This window comes from Streptomyces sp. CNS606, from assembly GCF_000426325.1.
In genome coordinates this window covers 1-12,594 of the sequence record NZ_AUFD01000017.1, presented here as the reverse complement: position 1 = coordinate 12,594, position 12,594 = coordinate 1, and the positions used below count along the sequence as shown (strand labels likewise).

The 12,594-nt window shown below is 74.7% G+C and carries 11 protein-coding genes, 1 tRNA gene and 1 pseudogene; 11 read left to right on the top strand and 2 right to left on the bottom strand.

Annotation, left to right across the window (positions count from 1 at the left end; genetic code table 11):
* The first annotated feature begins 55 nt into the window (after positions 1-55).
* From K304_RS0113490 to K304_RS0113460, 6 genes are all read left to right on the top strand, one after another.
* Positions 56-418 (top strand): metallopeptidase family protein, encoded by a 363-nt coding sequence (locus K304_RS0113490; protein ID WP_027764183.1) that lies wholly within the window; start codon positions 56-58, stop codon positions 416-418.
* Entirely contained in the window at positions 415-933 is a 519-nt protein-coding gene (locus K304_RS0113485) for a FluC/FEX family fluoride channel (RefSeq protein WP_027764182.1), read from the top strand. The genes K304_RS0113490 and K304_RS0113485 overlap by 4 nt, the downstream gene beginning before the upstream one ends.
* The gene (gene crcB / locus K304_RS0113480) at positions 930-1,301 is read left to right on the top strand and encodes a fluoride efflux transporter CrcB (protein ID WP_027764181.1); all 372 of its coding nucleotides are present in this window, start codon (positions 930-932) and stop codon (positions 1,299-1,301) included. The genes K304_RS0113485 and crcB overlap by 4 nt, the downstream gene beginning before the upstream one ends.
* Positions 1,302-1,489: 188 nt before the next feature.
* Positions 1,490-2,335 (top strand): hypothetical protein, encoded by an 846-nt coding sequence (locus tag K304_RS33350; protein ID WP_158687339.1) that lies wholly within the window; start codon positions 1,490-1,492, stop codon positions 2,333-2,335.
* A 256-nt stretch (positions 2,336-2,591) separates the two neighbouring features.
* Complete coding sequence (locus K304_RS0113465; RefSeq protein WP_027764179.1) at positions 2,592-4,532, top strand: DEAD/DEAH box helicase; 1,941 nt, start codon at positions 2,592-2,594, stop codon at positions 4,530-4,532.
* A gap of 226 nt (positions 4,533-4,758) precedes the next feature.
* Positions 4,759-4,831: transfer RNA gene (locus tag K304_RS0113460), tRNA-Lys, on the top strand.
* Positions 4,832-4,890: 59 nt separating this feature from the next.
* On the opposite strand, the gene ppk2 is transcribed toward K304_RS0113460, so the two are convergent.
* The gene (gene ppk2, locus K304_RS0113455; RefSeq protein ID WP_027764178.1) at positions 4,891-5,892 is read right to left on the bottom strand and encodes a polyphosphate kinase 2; all 1,002 of its coding nucleotides are present in this window, start codon (positions 5,890-5,892) and stop codon (positions 4,891-4,893) included.
* Positions 5,893-6,213: 321 nt separating this feature from the next.
* Positions 6,214-7,869: an alpha/beta hydrolase gene (locus K304_RS28885; RefSeq protein WP_051308438.1), complete on the bottom strand. Its 1,656-nt coding sequence runs from the start codon at positions 7,867-7,869 to the stop codon at positions 6,214-6,216.
* Between the two features lie 646 nt (positions 7,870-8,515).
* Between K304_RS28885 and K304_RS32895 the strand changes: the two genes are divergently transcribed.
* From K304_RS32895 to K304_RS0113425, 5 genes and pseudogenes are all read left to right on the top strand, one after another.
* Positions 8,516-9,196, top strand: a complete 681-nt coding sequence (locus K304_RS32895) for a response regulator transcription factor (protein ID WP_311673556.1) — start codon at positions 8,516-8,518, stop codon at positions 9,194-9,196.
* Positions 9,193-10,548, top strand: coding sequence for a histidine kinase (locus K304_RS0113440; RefSeq protein WP_051308423.1), 1,356 nt, complete (start codon positions 9,193-9,195; stop codon positions 10,546-10,548). Before K304_RS32895 ends, K304_RS0113440 begins: the two co-directional genes overlap by 4 nt.
* Before the next feature lie 127 nt (positions 10,549-10,675).
* Positions 10,676-10,888 carry a hypothetical protein gene (locus tag K304_RS0113435; RefSeq protein WP_027764175.1) on the top strand — a complete coding sequence of 71 codons (213 nt, stop codon included), beginning with the start codon at positions 10,676-10,678 and terminating at the stop codon, positions 10,886-10,888.
* A gap of 226 nt (positions 10,889-11,114) precedes the next feature.
* Positions 11,115-11,915, top strand: a complete 801-nt coding sequence (locus K304_RS31700; RefSeq protein WP_078529045.1) for a peptidoglycan DD-metalloendopeptidase family protein — start codon at positions 11,115-11,117, stop codon at positions 11,913-11,915.
* A pseudogene (locus K304_RS0113425) lies at positions 11,909-12,594 on the top strand (hypothetical protein); the annotation flags it as partial. The gene K304_RS31700 and the pseudogene K304_RS0113425, both read left to right, overlap by 7 nt.

The following is a 12,594-nucleotide window of genomic DNA, read 5'->3' as shown; positions in this document are numbered from 1 at the left end:
AAGCGGTGGGGCGGGGCACCTCGTGCGCCGGGGCGGGTGCGGCGACAATGGCGGCGTGCTGGAGATGACGCGCGAGGACTTCGAGGAACTGGTCGCCCAGGCCCTGGACCGCATCCCGCCCGAGCTGACCAGGCTCATGGACAACGTGGCGGTGTTCGTCGAGGACGAGCCCCCGGCGCACGACCCCGACCTGCTGGGGCTGTACGAGGGCACGCCGCTGACCGAACGCGGCGAGTGGTACGCGGGCGTGCTGCCGGACCGCATCACGATCTACCTCGGACCCACGCTGCGGCTCGTCGAGTCCGAGGACGGCGACCGCGACCTGGTGGTCGAGGAGGTCGAGATCACGGTCGTCCACGAGATCGCCCACCACTTCGGCATCGACGACGAACGTCTGCACGCCCTGGGCTACGGGTGACCCGCCCCGGCGCCCGGCGACCGTCCTCCGATCCCGTCGACTCGGACGTCGACCTGCGCCTCGCGCAGCACCGGGCGGAGACCGTGGGCCGGCGACGGTGGCCGCTGCTCGCCGCGATCGCCTGCGGGGGCGCGTCGGGCGCGCTCGCACGCCACGCGCTGACGCTCGCGCTCCCCGCACGCCCCCACGGCTTCCCGTGGGGGACGTTCGCCGTGAACGGGCTCGGCTGTGCGCTGATCGGCGTGCTGATGGTGCTGATCGGCGACGCGCGGCCCGGTCCGGGACGGTGGCGCGCGGCGTGGTCCCACCCGCTGGCCCGGCCGTTCCTCGGCGTGGGCGTGCTGGGCGGGTTCACCACCTTCTCCACGTACGCCGTCGAGGCGGTCGCGCGGGCGGCGGACGGGCGTCCCGGCGCGGCGCTCGTGTCCGTGGCCGCCACGCCGCTGGTGGCCGTCGCTGCGGTGGCCGTGGGTGCGTGGGGGACCCGCAGGGTCGTGGGGAGGCGACGGCCGTGACGTGGCTGTGGGTCGCGCTGGGCGGGGCGCTCGGGGCCCCGCTGAGGTACCTGGCGGACCGGGCGGTGCAGAGCCGTCACGCCACCGACTTCCCCTGGGGGACCTTCGCCGTCAACGTCACCGGCTGCCTGGCACTGGGCCTGCTCACGGGTGCGGTTCTCGGCGGGGGTGGAGCGGGGGACGACGTGCAGGCGCTGCTCGGAACGGGGCTGTGCGGGGCGCTGACCACGTATTCGACGTTCTCCTGGGAGACGCTGCGGCTCGCGGAGAGCGGCCGCGGGGTGCTCGCCGGGGCGAACGTGGCCGCGTCGGTGTGTGCGGGCACCGGCGCGGCGGCCGCGGGACTGGCACTGACCGGCGCGGTCTGAGACCCCCGGCGACGAGCGGCACTCCCGCGCCGCCCCGCTGCCGGGCGCGGCGAACCACGGGACGGGCAGGGCGTGCTGACGGGCCGGCAGGTCACCGGCGGCGAACGGCGGTGCTCGCCTGCGCCGACGGAGGGAACGTGGGCCCCGCGGCGGCCTCCGGCGCCGTGTCCTGCGGGAGGTCGGGGAAGTTGAGCAGGACGCTGGGTTCCCCGCCCACACCGCCGAACACCGGCCGCACCGCCCGCACCGCCCGCATCCCCGGAGGCACCGTGTCCAGAGCGTCCCTCGCCCGCAGCGTCCCCACCCGCGTCCCCGCCCGTGCCGCCGCCCGTGCCGCCGCCCGCAGGGTCGGCCGTGCGACCGCCCGTACGGTCGCCTGTGCGCTGCTGCTGGTCGCCGCGACCGGCTGCATGGCCGCCGGGTCGTCCGACGACGCGAAGGACGGCCGCGACGACGACCGTAAGTCGGCCGGCTCGGACGAGAAGGCCGGAGGCCGGGACGGGGAGAAGGCGGACGGCCACGACGGTGACGGAGGGGGCCGCCCGGGCCGTGCGGGCGCGGACGGGGGAGACGGCAAGGAGGCCGGCGACCGGAGCGGGGACGGCTCCCACGGCGACGACGGCGGCAAGGACGGGAAGGCCGGCAAGGACGGGAAGGACGGGAAGGACGAGCGCGAGGGCGACGACCGGTCGAAGGGTGGCCGCGGTGACGGGAGGGACGGCGAGGGTGACGACGGGGGCACCCCCGGCGGCGGCCCGCAGCCCCCGGCCACCGGCGGCACCCCGGGCGACGCGACGGGCGGCGGCGACCCCGGCCCGTCGCCGTCCAGCGGCACGGGCGGATCCGAGGGCGGCGGTACGCCCGGCGGCACGGGCGGCGGGGACGGGAACGGCGGCGGCGACGCCTCCGGCGGCACGTCCGGTGCCTCGGGGCCGTCCGGTGGCGCCACCCCGCCCGCGGGGAGCAGCGGCGGCGGCTCGGAGGGCGGCGGTGCGGGCGGAGCGGGAGCCCCGGCCTGGGCGCACGACCGGTGACACCCGACATCCCGAACCGCCCGCCGAGAACGCGTGTGTGACGGCCCTCACCACCGACTGCACCGGTTTGCGCGCCACCCCACCGGGTGCGTATGGTGGTAGATCGTTTGATCCCATTCACCCTCGCCCGGCGCCACGACTGAAGCGCGCCGTGTGGCGCGTTCCTTCCCTGCCGTGGCAGACCGCATCGAGGCGGTCCAGTGTGCTTCACGGAGTTATGGGCACGTGCCGATGACTCCGGAAGGTTTGTTCACGCATGTCTGCGCCCGTTTCCGCCCTTGACGCCGTTCTCCCCGAGGACGCCGACGCGGAACAGTCCCTCACCTTCGGCGACCTCGGTCTTCCCGAGCAGGTCGTCCGCAAGCTCGCACAGAACGGCGTCACCACGCCGTTCCCCATCCAGGCCGCCACCATCCCCGACGCCCTCGCCGGCAAGGACATCCTCGGCCGCGGCCGTACCGGCTCCGGCAAGACGCTGTCGTTCGGCCTGCCGCTGCTCAGCCGCCTCACCGGCGGCCGCACGGAGAAGAAGCGCCCGCGCGGCGTCATCCTCACCCCGACCCGCGAACTGGCCATGCAGGTCTCCGACGCGCTCCAGCCGTACGGCGACGTGCTCGGCCTCAAGTTCAAGGTCGTCTGCGGCGGCACCTCGATGGGCAACCAGATCTACGCCCTGGAGCGCGGGGTCGACATCCTCGTCGCCACCCCGGGCCGCCTGCGCGACCTGATCAACCGCGGCGCCTGCTCGCTCCAGGACGTCGAGATCGCCGTCCTGGACGAGGCCGATCAGATGTCCGACCTGGGCTTCCTGCCCGAGGTCACCGAACTCCTCGACCTCATCCCTGAGGGCGGCCAGCGCATGCTGTTCTCCGCCACCCTGGAGAAGGAGATCGGCACCCTCGTCGACCGCTACCTCGTCGACCCGGTCAGCCACCAGGTGGACGCCGCCCAGGGCGCCGTCACGACCATGACGCACCACGTGCTGGTGGTGAAGCCGCGCGACAAGCAGCCCGTCACCGCGGCGATCGCCGCCCGCAAGGGCCGCACCATCATCTTCGTCCGCACCCAGCTCGGCGCCGACCGCGTCGCCGAGCAGCTGCGCGACGCCGGCGTGCGCGCCGACGCCCTGCACGGCGGCATGACCCAGGGCGCCCGCACCCGCACCCTCGCCGACTTCAAGGACGGCAAGGTCAACACGCTCGTCGCCACGGACGTCGCCGCGCGCGGCATCCACGTCGACGGCATCGACCTGGTCCTCAACGTGGACCCGGCCGGCGACCACAAGGACTACCTGCACCGCTCCGGCCGCACCGCCCGCGCGGGCGAGTCCGGCACCGTCGTCTCCCTCGCCCTCCCGCACCAGCGGCGGCAGATCTTCCGGCTGATGGAGGACGCGGGCGTCGACGCCTCCCGCCACATCATCGGCCGCGGCGACGTCTTCGACGACGAGGTCGCCCGCATCACCGGCGCCCGCTCGCTGACCGAGGTGCAGGCCGAGTCCACGGCGAACGCCGCCAAGCAGGCGGAGCGCGAGGCCAAGGACCTGGCCCGGCGCCTGGAAGGCGCGCAGCGCCGCGCCGCCGAGCTGCGTGAGGAGGCCGACCGCCTCACCGCGCGCGCCGCGCGCGAGCGGGGCGACGACCCGGACGAGGCCGTCGCCGCGGCCGCCGAGGCGCTCGCCGCCGAGGCGGCGGCGGAGGCCGAGGCCGAGGCGAAGGCCCGCGCCGCGGAGGAGCGCCGCCGCGAGGAGCGCCGCGAACGCAAGCGCGACGAGCGGTCGTTCGACCGCCGCGACGACCGGCGCGAGGGCGGCGGCCGTGACGACCGGCGGGACGACCGTCCGTTCAACCGTGACCGTCGTGACGGCGGCCGTCCGTTCAAGCGGGACGACCGGCGCGACGACCGTCGGCCCTACAACCGCGACCGGCGGGAGGACCGTCCGTTCAACCGCGAGCGGCGCGAGGACCGTCCGTTCAACCGTGACCGTCGTGACGGCGGCCGTCCGTTCAACCGCGACGACCGGCGGGACGACCGGCGCCCCTTCAACCGCGACCGTCGTGACGAGCGCCGCCCGTACGGCCGCCGCGACGACCACCGCGGGAGCGGCGCCGGCTCCTTCCACCGGGGCGGCGGCAACGCGGGCGGGCGCCACTCCGACCGCCGCACCGACAAGCCGCGCTGGAAGCGCAACGGCTGACGCGACGGGCTGACGCCCGGCACGACTCCCCGGCCCGGGACCCGAACTCCGTTCGGGTCCCGGGCCGTTGTCGTCGGGGTGGCGCGGGCCGGGGTGGCTGACGCGCGGCCGGTGTGCTGCCCGCGGACGGGGTCGCCGTGCTCTCCGGGGGAGGGCCCGAGGTGTAGGCGCTTCACGGGGGAATGGCTTCGATGATCGACCCGCCTCCGGGCTATGCTGCGGGGGCGGGTCGTTAGCTCAATTGGCAGAGCAGTGGACTTTTAATCCATTGGTTGTGGGTTCGAGTCCCACACGACCTACCGAAGGAGCCCGGGCCGGGCGGTGTCCCGGCCCGGGCTTCGCGGCGTCCGGCGGCGTCTCACGGCGTCTCGGCCGTGTCGGCGGGCTGCCCGGGGTGGCGGCCCGGGCCCGTGCCGTGGTCGGCGAGGGGCGTGGGGGAGAGGTCGGTCGGTTCCTCGCCCGCCTCCAGGAGGGTGTCCGCGGGGCCGACGATCAGCGGGTCGCATGCGCCGACGGCGTCCGGGTCCTTGGCGGGGTAGTCGCAGCGGCTCAGCAGGTGGCGCATGGCCTCCAGCCGGGCCCGCTTCTTGTCGTTGCTCTTGACCACGGTCCACGGCGCGTGCGGGGTGTCGGTGGCGCGGAACATGTCGATCTTCGCCGTGGTGTAGGCGTCCCACAGGTCGAGCGACGCCAGGTCGGTGGGTGAGAGCTTCCACCGGCGTACCGGGTCGACCTGGCGTATGGCGAAGCGGGTGCGTTGCTCGCCCTGGGAGAGGGAGAACCAGAACTTCACGAGCAGGATGCCGTCGTCCGTCAGCATCTGCTCGAACAGCGGAGCCTGCTGGAGGAAGAGGCGGTGCTCCTCCGGGGTGCAGAAGCCCATGACCTGCTCGACGCCGGCCCGGTTGTACCAGGAGCGGTCGAAGAAGACGATCTCCCCGGCGGAGGGGAGGTGGGCGGCGTAACGCTGGAAGTACCACTGGCCGCGTTCCCGCTCGGTCGGCTTCTCCAGCGCGACGACGCGTGCGCCGCGGGGGTTGAGGCGTTCGGTGAAGCGCTGGATCGTGCCGCCTTTGCCCGCCGCGTCCCGGCCCTCGCAGACCACGACGATGCGCTGCCCGGTCTCCCGGGCCCACCGCTGCACCTTCAGCAACTCGATCTGGAGCAGGCGCTTGGTGCGCTCGTACGGTTTTCTGCGCAGCTTCTCGTCGTACGGGTGGTTCTCGCGCCACGTCGAGAGCGGCCGTCCCTCCGCGTCCAGCACCACGGGTTGCTCGGGGCGCCGGTCGTCGATGGTCAGCCCTTGCAGGAGCTTCTTCTCCGCCGCCCGGAGGTCGTCCTCGACGGGTGACCCGGTCATGGTGTCCCCTTCCCCGGCCGGAACGCGGACCGGCGCCCGCCTCCCTCCGGCCGTCCCCTTCCCTCTACCCCGGTCGGGGGGAGGCAGACGGGGGAGGCGGACGGGTGGGGTGGTGCGCCGTCGTGGGAGGGAGGCGTGTGGGGCGGGTGGGTGGTGAGGGGAGGCGGGGGAAGTCGGGCACCGCTCTCCCCTCACCGGTCTGGGGCCTCACCGGTACGAGGGGTGGCGGGGGCCGGAGTGTGGGGCCTCCGGCCCCCGCCTGGTCGGTGCGGCGCCGATGCCGTGGGCGGTGGGGAGCGTCCGCGGAGTCGGCGCCGCGGGTCAGGGAGCGGAGACGGTCGCCGCGCCGGCGTCGCGGGACGCCTGGTCCGGCGCCTTCGCCTGCGCCGGTGCCTCGGGCTGCGGTTCGGCGTGCGGGGCGCAGGTGACGTCCCGCTTCCCGAGGGTGCCGTCCAGCAGGTAGGCGTCGACGCGCTTGTTGACGCACGGGTTGGTGAGCCCGGAGACGCCGTGCGAACCGGCGTCCCGTTCGGTGACGAGCCGGGAGCCCTTGAGCCGCTCGTGCAGCTCGACGGCGCCCTCGTACGGGGTGGCGGCGTCGCGTTCCGCCTGGAGGATCAGCGTGGGAGGCAGCTTCCGGCCGGGACGGACCTCGACGGGTTCGCGCTGCTCCAGCGGCCAGTCGGCGCAGGGCAGGTTCATCCAGGTGTTGGACCAGGTCAGGAACGGGTGGTCGCGGTGCAGCCGGGTGCTGTCCCGGTCCCAGCGCTTCCAGTTCGACGGCCAGCGCGCGTCGTTGCACTCGACGGCGGTGTAGACGGCGTTGCCGTTCTCCGAGGAGACGTTGCCCGCGGTGTCGGAGGGGTCCGGGCCGGCGGCGTCGACGAGGGCCTGCTCGTCGCCCTTGGCGTAGGCGGACCAGACGGCGGCGACGGGCGCCCAGGCCCGGTCGGAGTAGGTGGCGCCCTGGAAGAAGCCGAGCAGTTCGGCGGGGCCGACGACGCCGCCGACGGGCTCCTTCTTCACGGCGGCGCGCAGCGCGGTGAACCGCTCCTGGACCTGCTCGCCGGTGGCACCGATGCCGTACACGTCGTCGTGCTCGGCGACCCATGCCGTCCAGTCGTTCCAGCGCGTCTGGAAGGCGACGTTCTGGTCGAGGTTGGCCTGGTACCAGATCTTCTCGCGGGACGGGTTGACCACGCTGTCGAACACCATCCGGCGGACGTGGCCGGGGAACAGCTCGGCGTAGACGGCGCCGAGGTAGGTCCCGTAGGAGACGCCGAGGTAGTTGAGCTTCTTCTCGCCCAGCGCGGCCCGGATCACGTCCAGGTCGCGGGCGGTGTTCGGGGTGTTCATGTGGCGGAGGAGGTCGCCGCTGCGCTCGACGCAGCCGTCCGCGTACGCGCGGGCGAGCTTGCGGTGGGCGCGCTTGTCGGCCTCGTCGTCGGGGACGGGCGCGGGCTTGGGGGCCTTGGCGAACTCCAGCGGGTCCATGCAGGAGAGGGGGGCGGAACGGCCGACGCCACGCGGGTCGAACCCGACGAAGTCGTACGCCTCGGCGAGGTTCTTCCACACCTCGCCGCCCGTGGTGGAGCGCAGCGGGAAGCGCATGCCGGAACCGCCGGGCCCGCCGGGGTTGTAGAGGAGCGAGCCCTGGTGGGCGTCCTTCCCGCCGGTCGCGGGGGCGCGGTCGACGGCGAGCTTCACGGTGTCGCCGTTCGGCTCGGCGTAGTCGACGGGCACGGTGACCCAGCCGCACCGGACGGGGTCGGGCAGTTCCCAGCCGGCGGGGCAGGCCGCCCAGTCGATGCCCTCGGCGGCGGCGCGGGCAGCGGCGACGCGCACGCCGCGGGCCTCCGCCCGGTGGTCCCGCTGGGCCCGGTCGGCCGCGGCCGTGGGGGCATCGGCCGCGGCCGCCGGGGCGGCGCCGGCCGACGGTACGGCCACGACGCCGGCTATGAGGGCGGTGGTCGCCAGGGTGCTCGCGGCGGCGAGGACCGTGCCGCGCCGGGTGCGGGCGCCGCCCGGACCGGTGCCTGCGGTGCCGCGTGCGGCTCCGCGTCTGGTGCGGCCGTTCGGTGTGGTGAAGGCGGTCAAGGCGTTCCCCCTTGCGGTTCCGCCGCGGTGGCGGCGATGGTGCCGCTGCCGGCAGGTGGGGTCTGCGGGCAGGTGCTGCTGGTGGGTGTCGCTGGTAGGTGGGGCTGATCCTTCAACCCCACCGAGGGGTGTGCACAAGCCTCGGACGTGCTTCTTTACTTGTGCATGGCGAAGTGTGGCCATCAGGGGGGCGACGGACCGCCAACTGGCTGGCGGGCGCCCGCCGACCGGCTGGAGACGGCAGCCGTCCGGTGGTTACGCCGTACGGGTGGGGGCGTCAGACTGGGCGGCGGCCGAAGCACCCGGGGGGGGCGCCGGGCGGGGCGACCCGCCCGGCGTTCGGCCCTCGTCCCGGCGTACTGCCTCGCCGCGGCGACGGCCCGCTCCGGCATACGGGTCAGGCTGCCTCCCCGCGGCGGCCCGTACGCGATGTGAGACCGGACACATCGGCTGGTCCTCCGGAGCGCCCTCCCGCAGTGTGTTCGGGACATCCCTGACGGTCCGGTACGAGTTCCCGAGGTACGCCGTGTCCCCCACCGCGGAAACCGCCGCCACGCTGCGGCTTCTCATCGTCGACGACGAGGTGCTCATCCGGTCGGGCCTGACCGTGATCCTCGGCAGCGCCCCGGACATAGAGGTCGTCGGCTCCTGCGCGGGCGCGGACGCGCTGACCGCCGTACGGGAGCACCGGCCCGACGTCGTCCTGCTCGACATCCGGATGCCGGACGTCGACGGGATCACCCTGCTGCGGCACATCCGCCGCCTGCCGGAACCGCCGCACGTGGCGATGCTGACGACCTTCGACACCGACGAGTACCTCGGCGAGGCGCTGGCGCTGGGCGCGGGCGGGTTCCTGCTGAAGGACACCGACCCGGAGGTGCTGGTGCGGTCGGTGCGGGCCCTGGGCACGGGCGCGGGTTGCATGTCGTCCTCGGTGGTGCGGCGCCTGCGGGACGGCGGCCGGGGCGGCGAGGCGGTGTCCGCCGACCGTGCCGTCGCGGAGCTGTCCGGGCGGGAGAAACAGGTGCTCACCTTCATCGGGGAGGGGCTGTCGAACGGCGAGATCGGCGCCCGGATGTGCTTCTCCACGGCGACCGCGAAGGACGACGTGAGCGCGGTGCTCACCAAGCTCGGGGTGGCCAACCGGGTGCAGGCCGCCGTGATCGCGGAACGCGCGGGTCTGCTCGGCGCCGACGGCGCGCGATGAACGCTCACGGCGCCGCCGGATTCCGCGGCACCCGCAAGACCCCCGACGCCCGCGAGGCTCCCGGCACCCGAGAGACTCCCGGCACCCTCGAGAACTCCGACGCCCGCGACGGCACCACCGCCGACGAAGTGCGCGCCGCCGACGAGAGGCGGGCCGGCGACGCGCCCGCGCAGGGCCGGGGCCGGCTGCGGCGGGCGGTGCGCGCGCCGCTGACCGCCCTGCGGTGGATGCGCCGCGGCTGGCTGACCGACGCCGTGGTCGCCGTGCTGGCCTCGCTCGACGTGTACTTCTCGCTGCCCACTCCGCACCTGTGGCAGACGGTGCTGTCCTGGGTCGCCGCGGGGGCGCTCCTGCTGCGCCGCCGCTGGCCCCGGCTGACGCTCGCCCTGGCGTTGCCCGGCCTGTACGCGGGGGTCGCGCTGCTGGCGTCCATCGTGGCGCTGGGCACGCTGGCCAGCCGGTGCCGGGTCGCCTGGCAGGTGCGGCTCGCGGTGGTGGCCGTGGTGACGGGCAGCTTCATCCCGTGGCCGCTGAGCCGGTTCGCGGAGGCGGAGCCCGGACTGCTCGTGCAGAACCTGATCTACGCGCTGGTGCTCGGCGTCGGTCCCGCCGTCATAGGGCTCCTCGTGCAGACCCGGCAGGACCTGTCGGCCCGCGTCGCGGAGCTGGCGACCGTACGCGACCACGAGCGGGAGCTGCACGCCCGTACGGTGCTGGCGCGCGAACACGCCCGGCTGGCACGGGAGATGCACGACGTGGTGTCCCACAAGGCCAGCCTGATGGCCGTGCAGGCGGGGGCGCTGGAGGTGACCGCCGCCGACCCGGAGGTCAAGGAGGCCGCGGGCACGCTGCGCCGGCTGGCGACGGGCACCCTGGAGGAGTTGCGCGGCATGATCGTGGTGCTGCGCGCGGCCGGTGCCGGGCCGACGGAACTGCTTCCGCAGCCGCGGCTGGGCAACCTGCCGGAGCTGGTCGAGGGGTCCGGGCTGGACGCCGAACTGCGCATGGACGGCGCCGACGGCCGCCGGCTTCCGGAGGCGGTCGAACGGACCGCGTACCGCACGGTGCAGGAGGCGCTGACCAACGTCCGCAAGCACGCGCCCGGCGCCCGCACGCTGGTCACCGTCGACGTCGACGACGAGGCGCTGCGGGTGAGCATCCGCAACGGGCCGCCGGACGGGGCGGCGCCGCGTCCGGACATCCCCGGCGGCGGCCACGGCATCGTGGGCCTCCAGGAGCGCGCCGTGCTGCTCGGCGGCCGGCTGACGTTCGGGCCGACCCCGGAAGGGGGCTACGCCGTGCGCGCCGAGGTGCCGCTGGAGCGCCCCGCGAAGCCCGCGTCCGCGCACTGAGCCGGCGCCGGAGACCCTGCTCTCCGTCCTGCCGTTCGTCCGCCCTCCGTCCGCGAGCATCCGTCCGAGGCCAGCCGAATGGGCGAAAGGAGATGCGGCGGGCGGCGCGGAGAGCGAGCGTGGAGGCATGGCCCGTGCACCCGTCGTCGTGTATCCGCCCGCGGAGGGCGGCGGTGGCGGCCGCCGTGTCCGTGCCGACGGAACGATCCTCGGCATCGCGTACAGCGAGGCCGACCTGCTGGAGTTCCTGCGCCGTGCGGGCCTGGACCCGGACGGCATCCGGCTGGACGACCCGGACCTGATCGAGTGGCGCGGCGGCGGGCCCGACGTGTGGCTGTGAGGCGTCCGGGCGGCCGAGGGGGGCCGGGCGTCAGAGGTCGGACCAACGGCACCCGCTCCGTGTTATCCACCGGTTGGGGATGATTCGTCCACCCGTGGTCTTCTGCTTCCCGGGCCCGTCACTTTCGCACCCCGCCCGCTTATTGTCGCGTGCATGACGCCCCTGCTTTCCTGGCGGCATCCGGCCCGGACGGAAACACGATTCCACTACGCCTCCAGGAGAGCGCATGTTCCGATTCCACGGCAGACGCGCCGCCCGAAGACTCCTCACGACGGTCGTCTCGGCCGGCGCGGTACTGGCGACGATGGTCGCCCTCCCCGCCGCCGCCACGGCCGCACCGCAGCAGGCGCCGATCGCCCCGTCCCTCGCCTACTCCGGCTCGTGCCCGACCGCCGGTGTGATCAGCCAGGGCTACCACGACGGGCACGACGGCGTGGACATCGCCAACAGCCGGGGCACGCCCATCTACGCCGTCGGCCCCGGCACCGTCACCCACTCCGGCCCGGCCGGCGGGTACGGCCAGTGGATCCGCATCCGGCACACCGACGGCACGGTCACCGAATACGGGCACATGTACCACCGCGACGTGTCCGTCGGGCAGACCGTCAGCGGCGGCCAGCGCATCGCGCTGATGGGCAGCGAAGGCCAGTCCACCGGCCCGCACCTGCACTTCGAGGTCCACCCTGACGGCGGCTTCGGCTTCGGCGCCAACCCCGTCACCTACCTGTCGGCGCGCGGCGTCGGCCTGCCCTGCACCCCGGGGGGCGGAGGCGGGGACGGCACGTCCTTCCCGACCTGGGGCTCCGGCGTGAACATCCGCGCCCAGGCCACCACCAACTCCTCCGTGACCGCCACCCTCTCCGGGCCGACGACCGTCACCGTGCAGTGCCAGAAGCGCGGCCAGATGGTGCACTACGGCGGCTACAGCAACGACGCCTGGTCCTACCTGCCGGACTACGGCGGCTACATCTCGAACATCTTCATCGACGTCTCCGACGCCTGGCTGCCGGGGGTGCCGACGTGCTGACCTCGCGGGTACGACGCCACCGGGCGCTGAGCGGCGCCGTCGCACTGCTCGCCATGGTCGGCCTGGGCGCCGCCTCCGGCCCGGCCGGTGCCGCCCCCGCTGCCCCGGCGAAGCCGGGCCAGGAGGTGTCCTGGCGTGCGGAGTTGGGTGTGCGGGGCGGTGACGACGTGGGCGTGCGTTTCGCCGACGGTGCGTTGCGGCTGCGTGCGGAGGGGGTGCGTCCGGCGTCGGCCGGGGGTGAGGGCGCGCAGGGTGCGGCGGTGCTGCCCGTGCGCGACCTGGGCCGTGCGGTGCACCGGGTGTCGGTGGATCTGGAGGCGCGGACGCCGCAGGGCACGCGGGTCGCGGTCGACGTGCGCGGGCGCGGCGCGGGTGGCGTGTGGACGGAGTGGCGGGAGGCGGCGGCCGGTGCGCCGGCGCTGCTGCCGCGTGCGGCGTCCTCGGTGCAGGCGCGGGTGACCCTGTTCGGGATGGCGGACGGCTCGGCCGGTCCGGTGGTGGAGGGGTTGCGGCTGTCGGCGGAGGCGGTGCCGGCCTCGGAGCGGGCGAAGGAGCGGCCGCGGGCGGCTGCGGCGTTCTCCGCGACGGTGTTCGCGACCCGTGAGGGTCTGGTGGGGCACACCACGGCCAACGGTCATGTCATCCAGCCCGACGACCACTTCGTGGCGCTGCCCTCGCG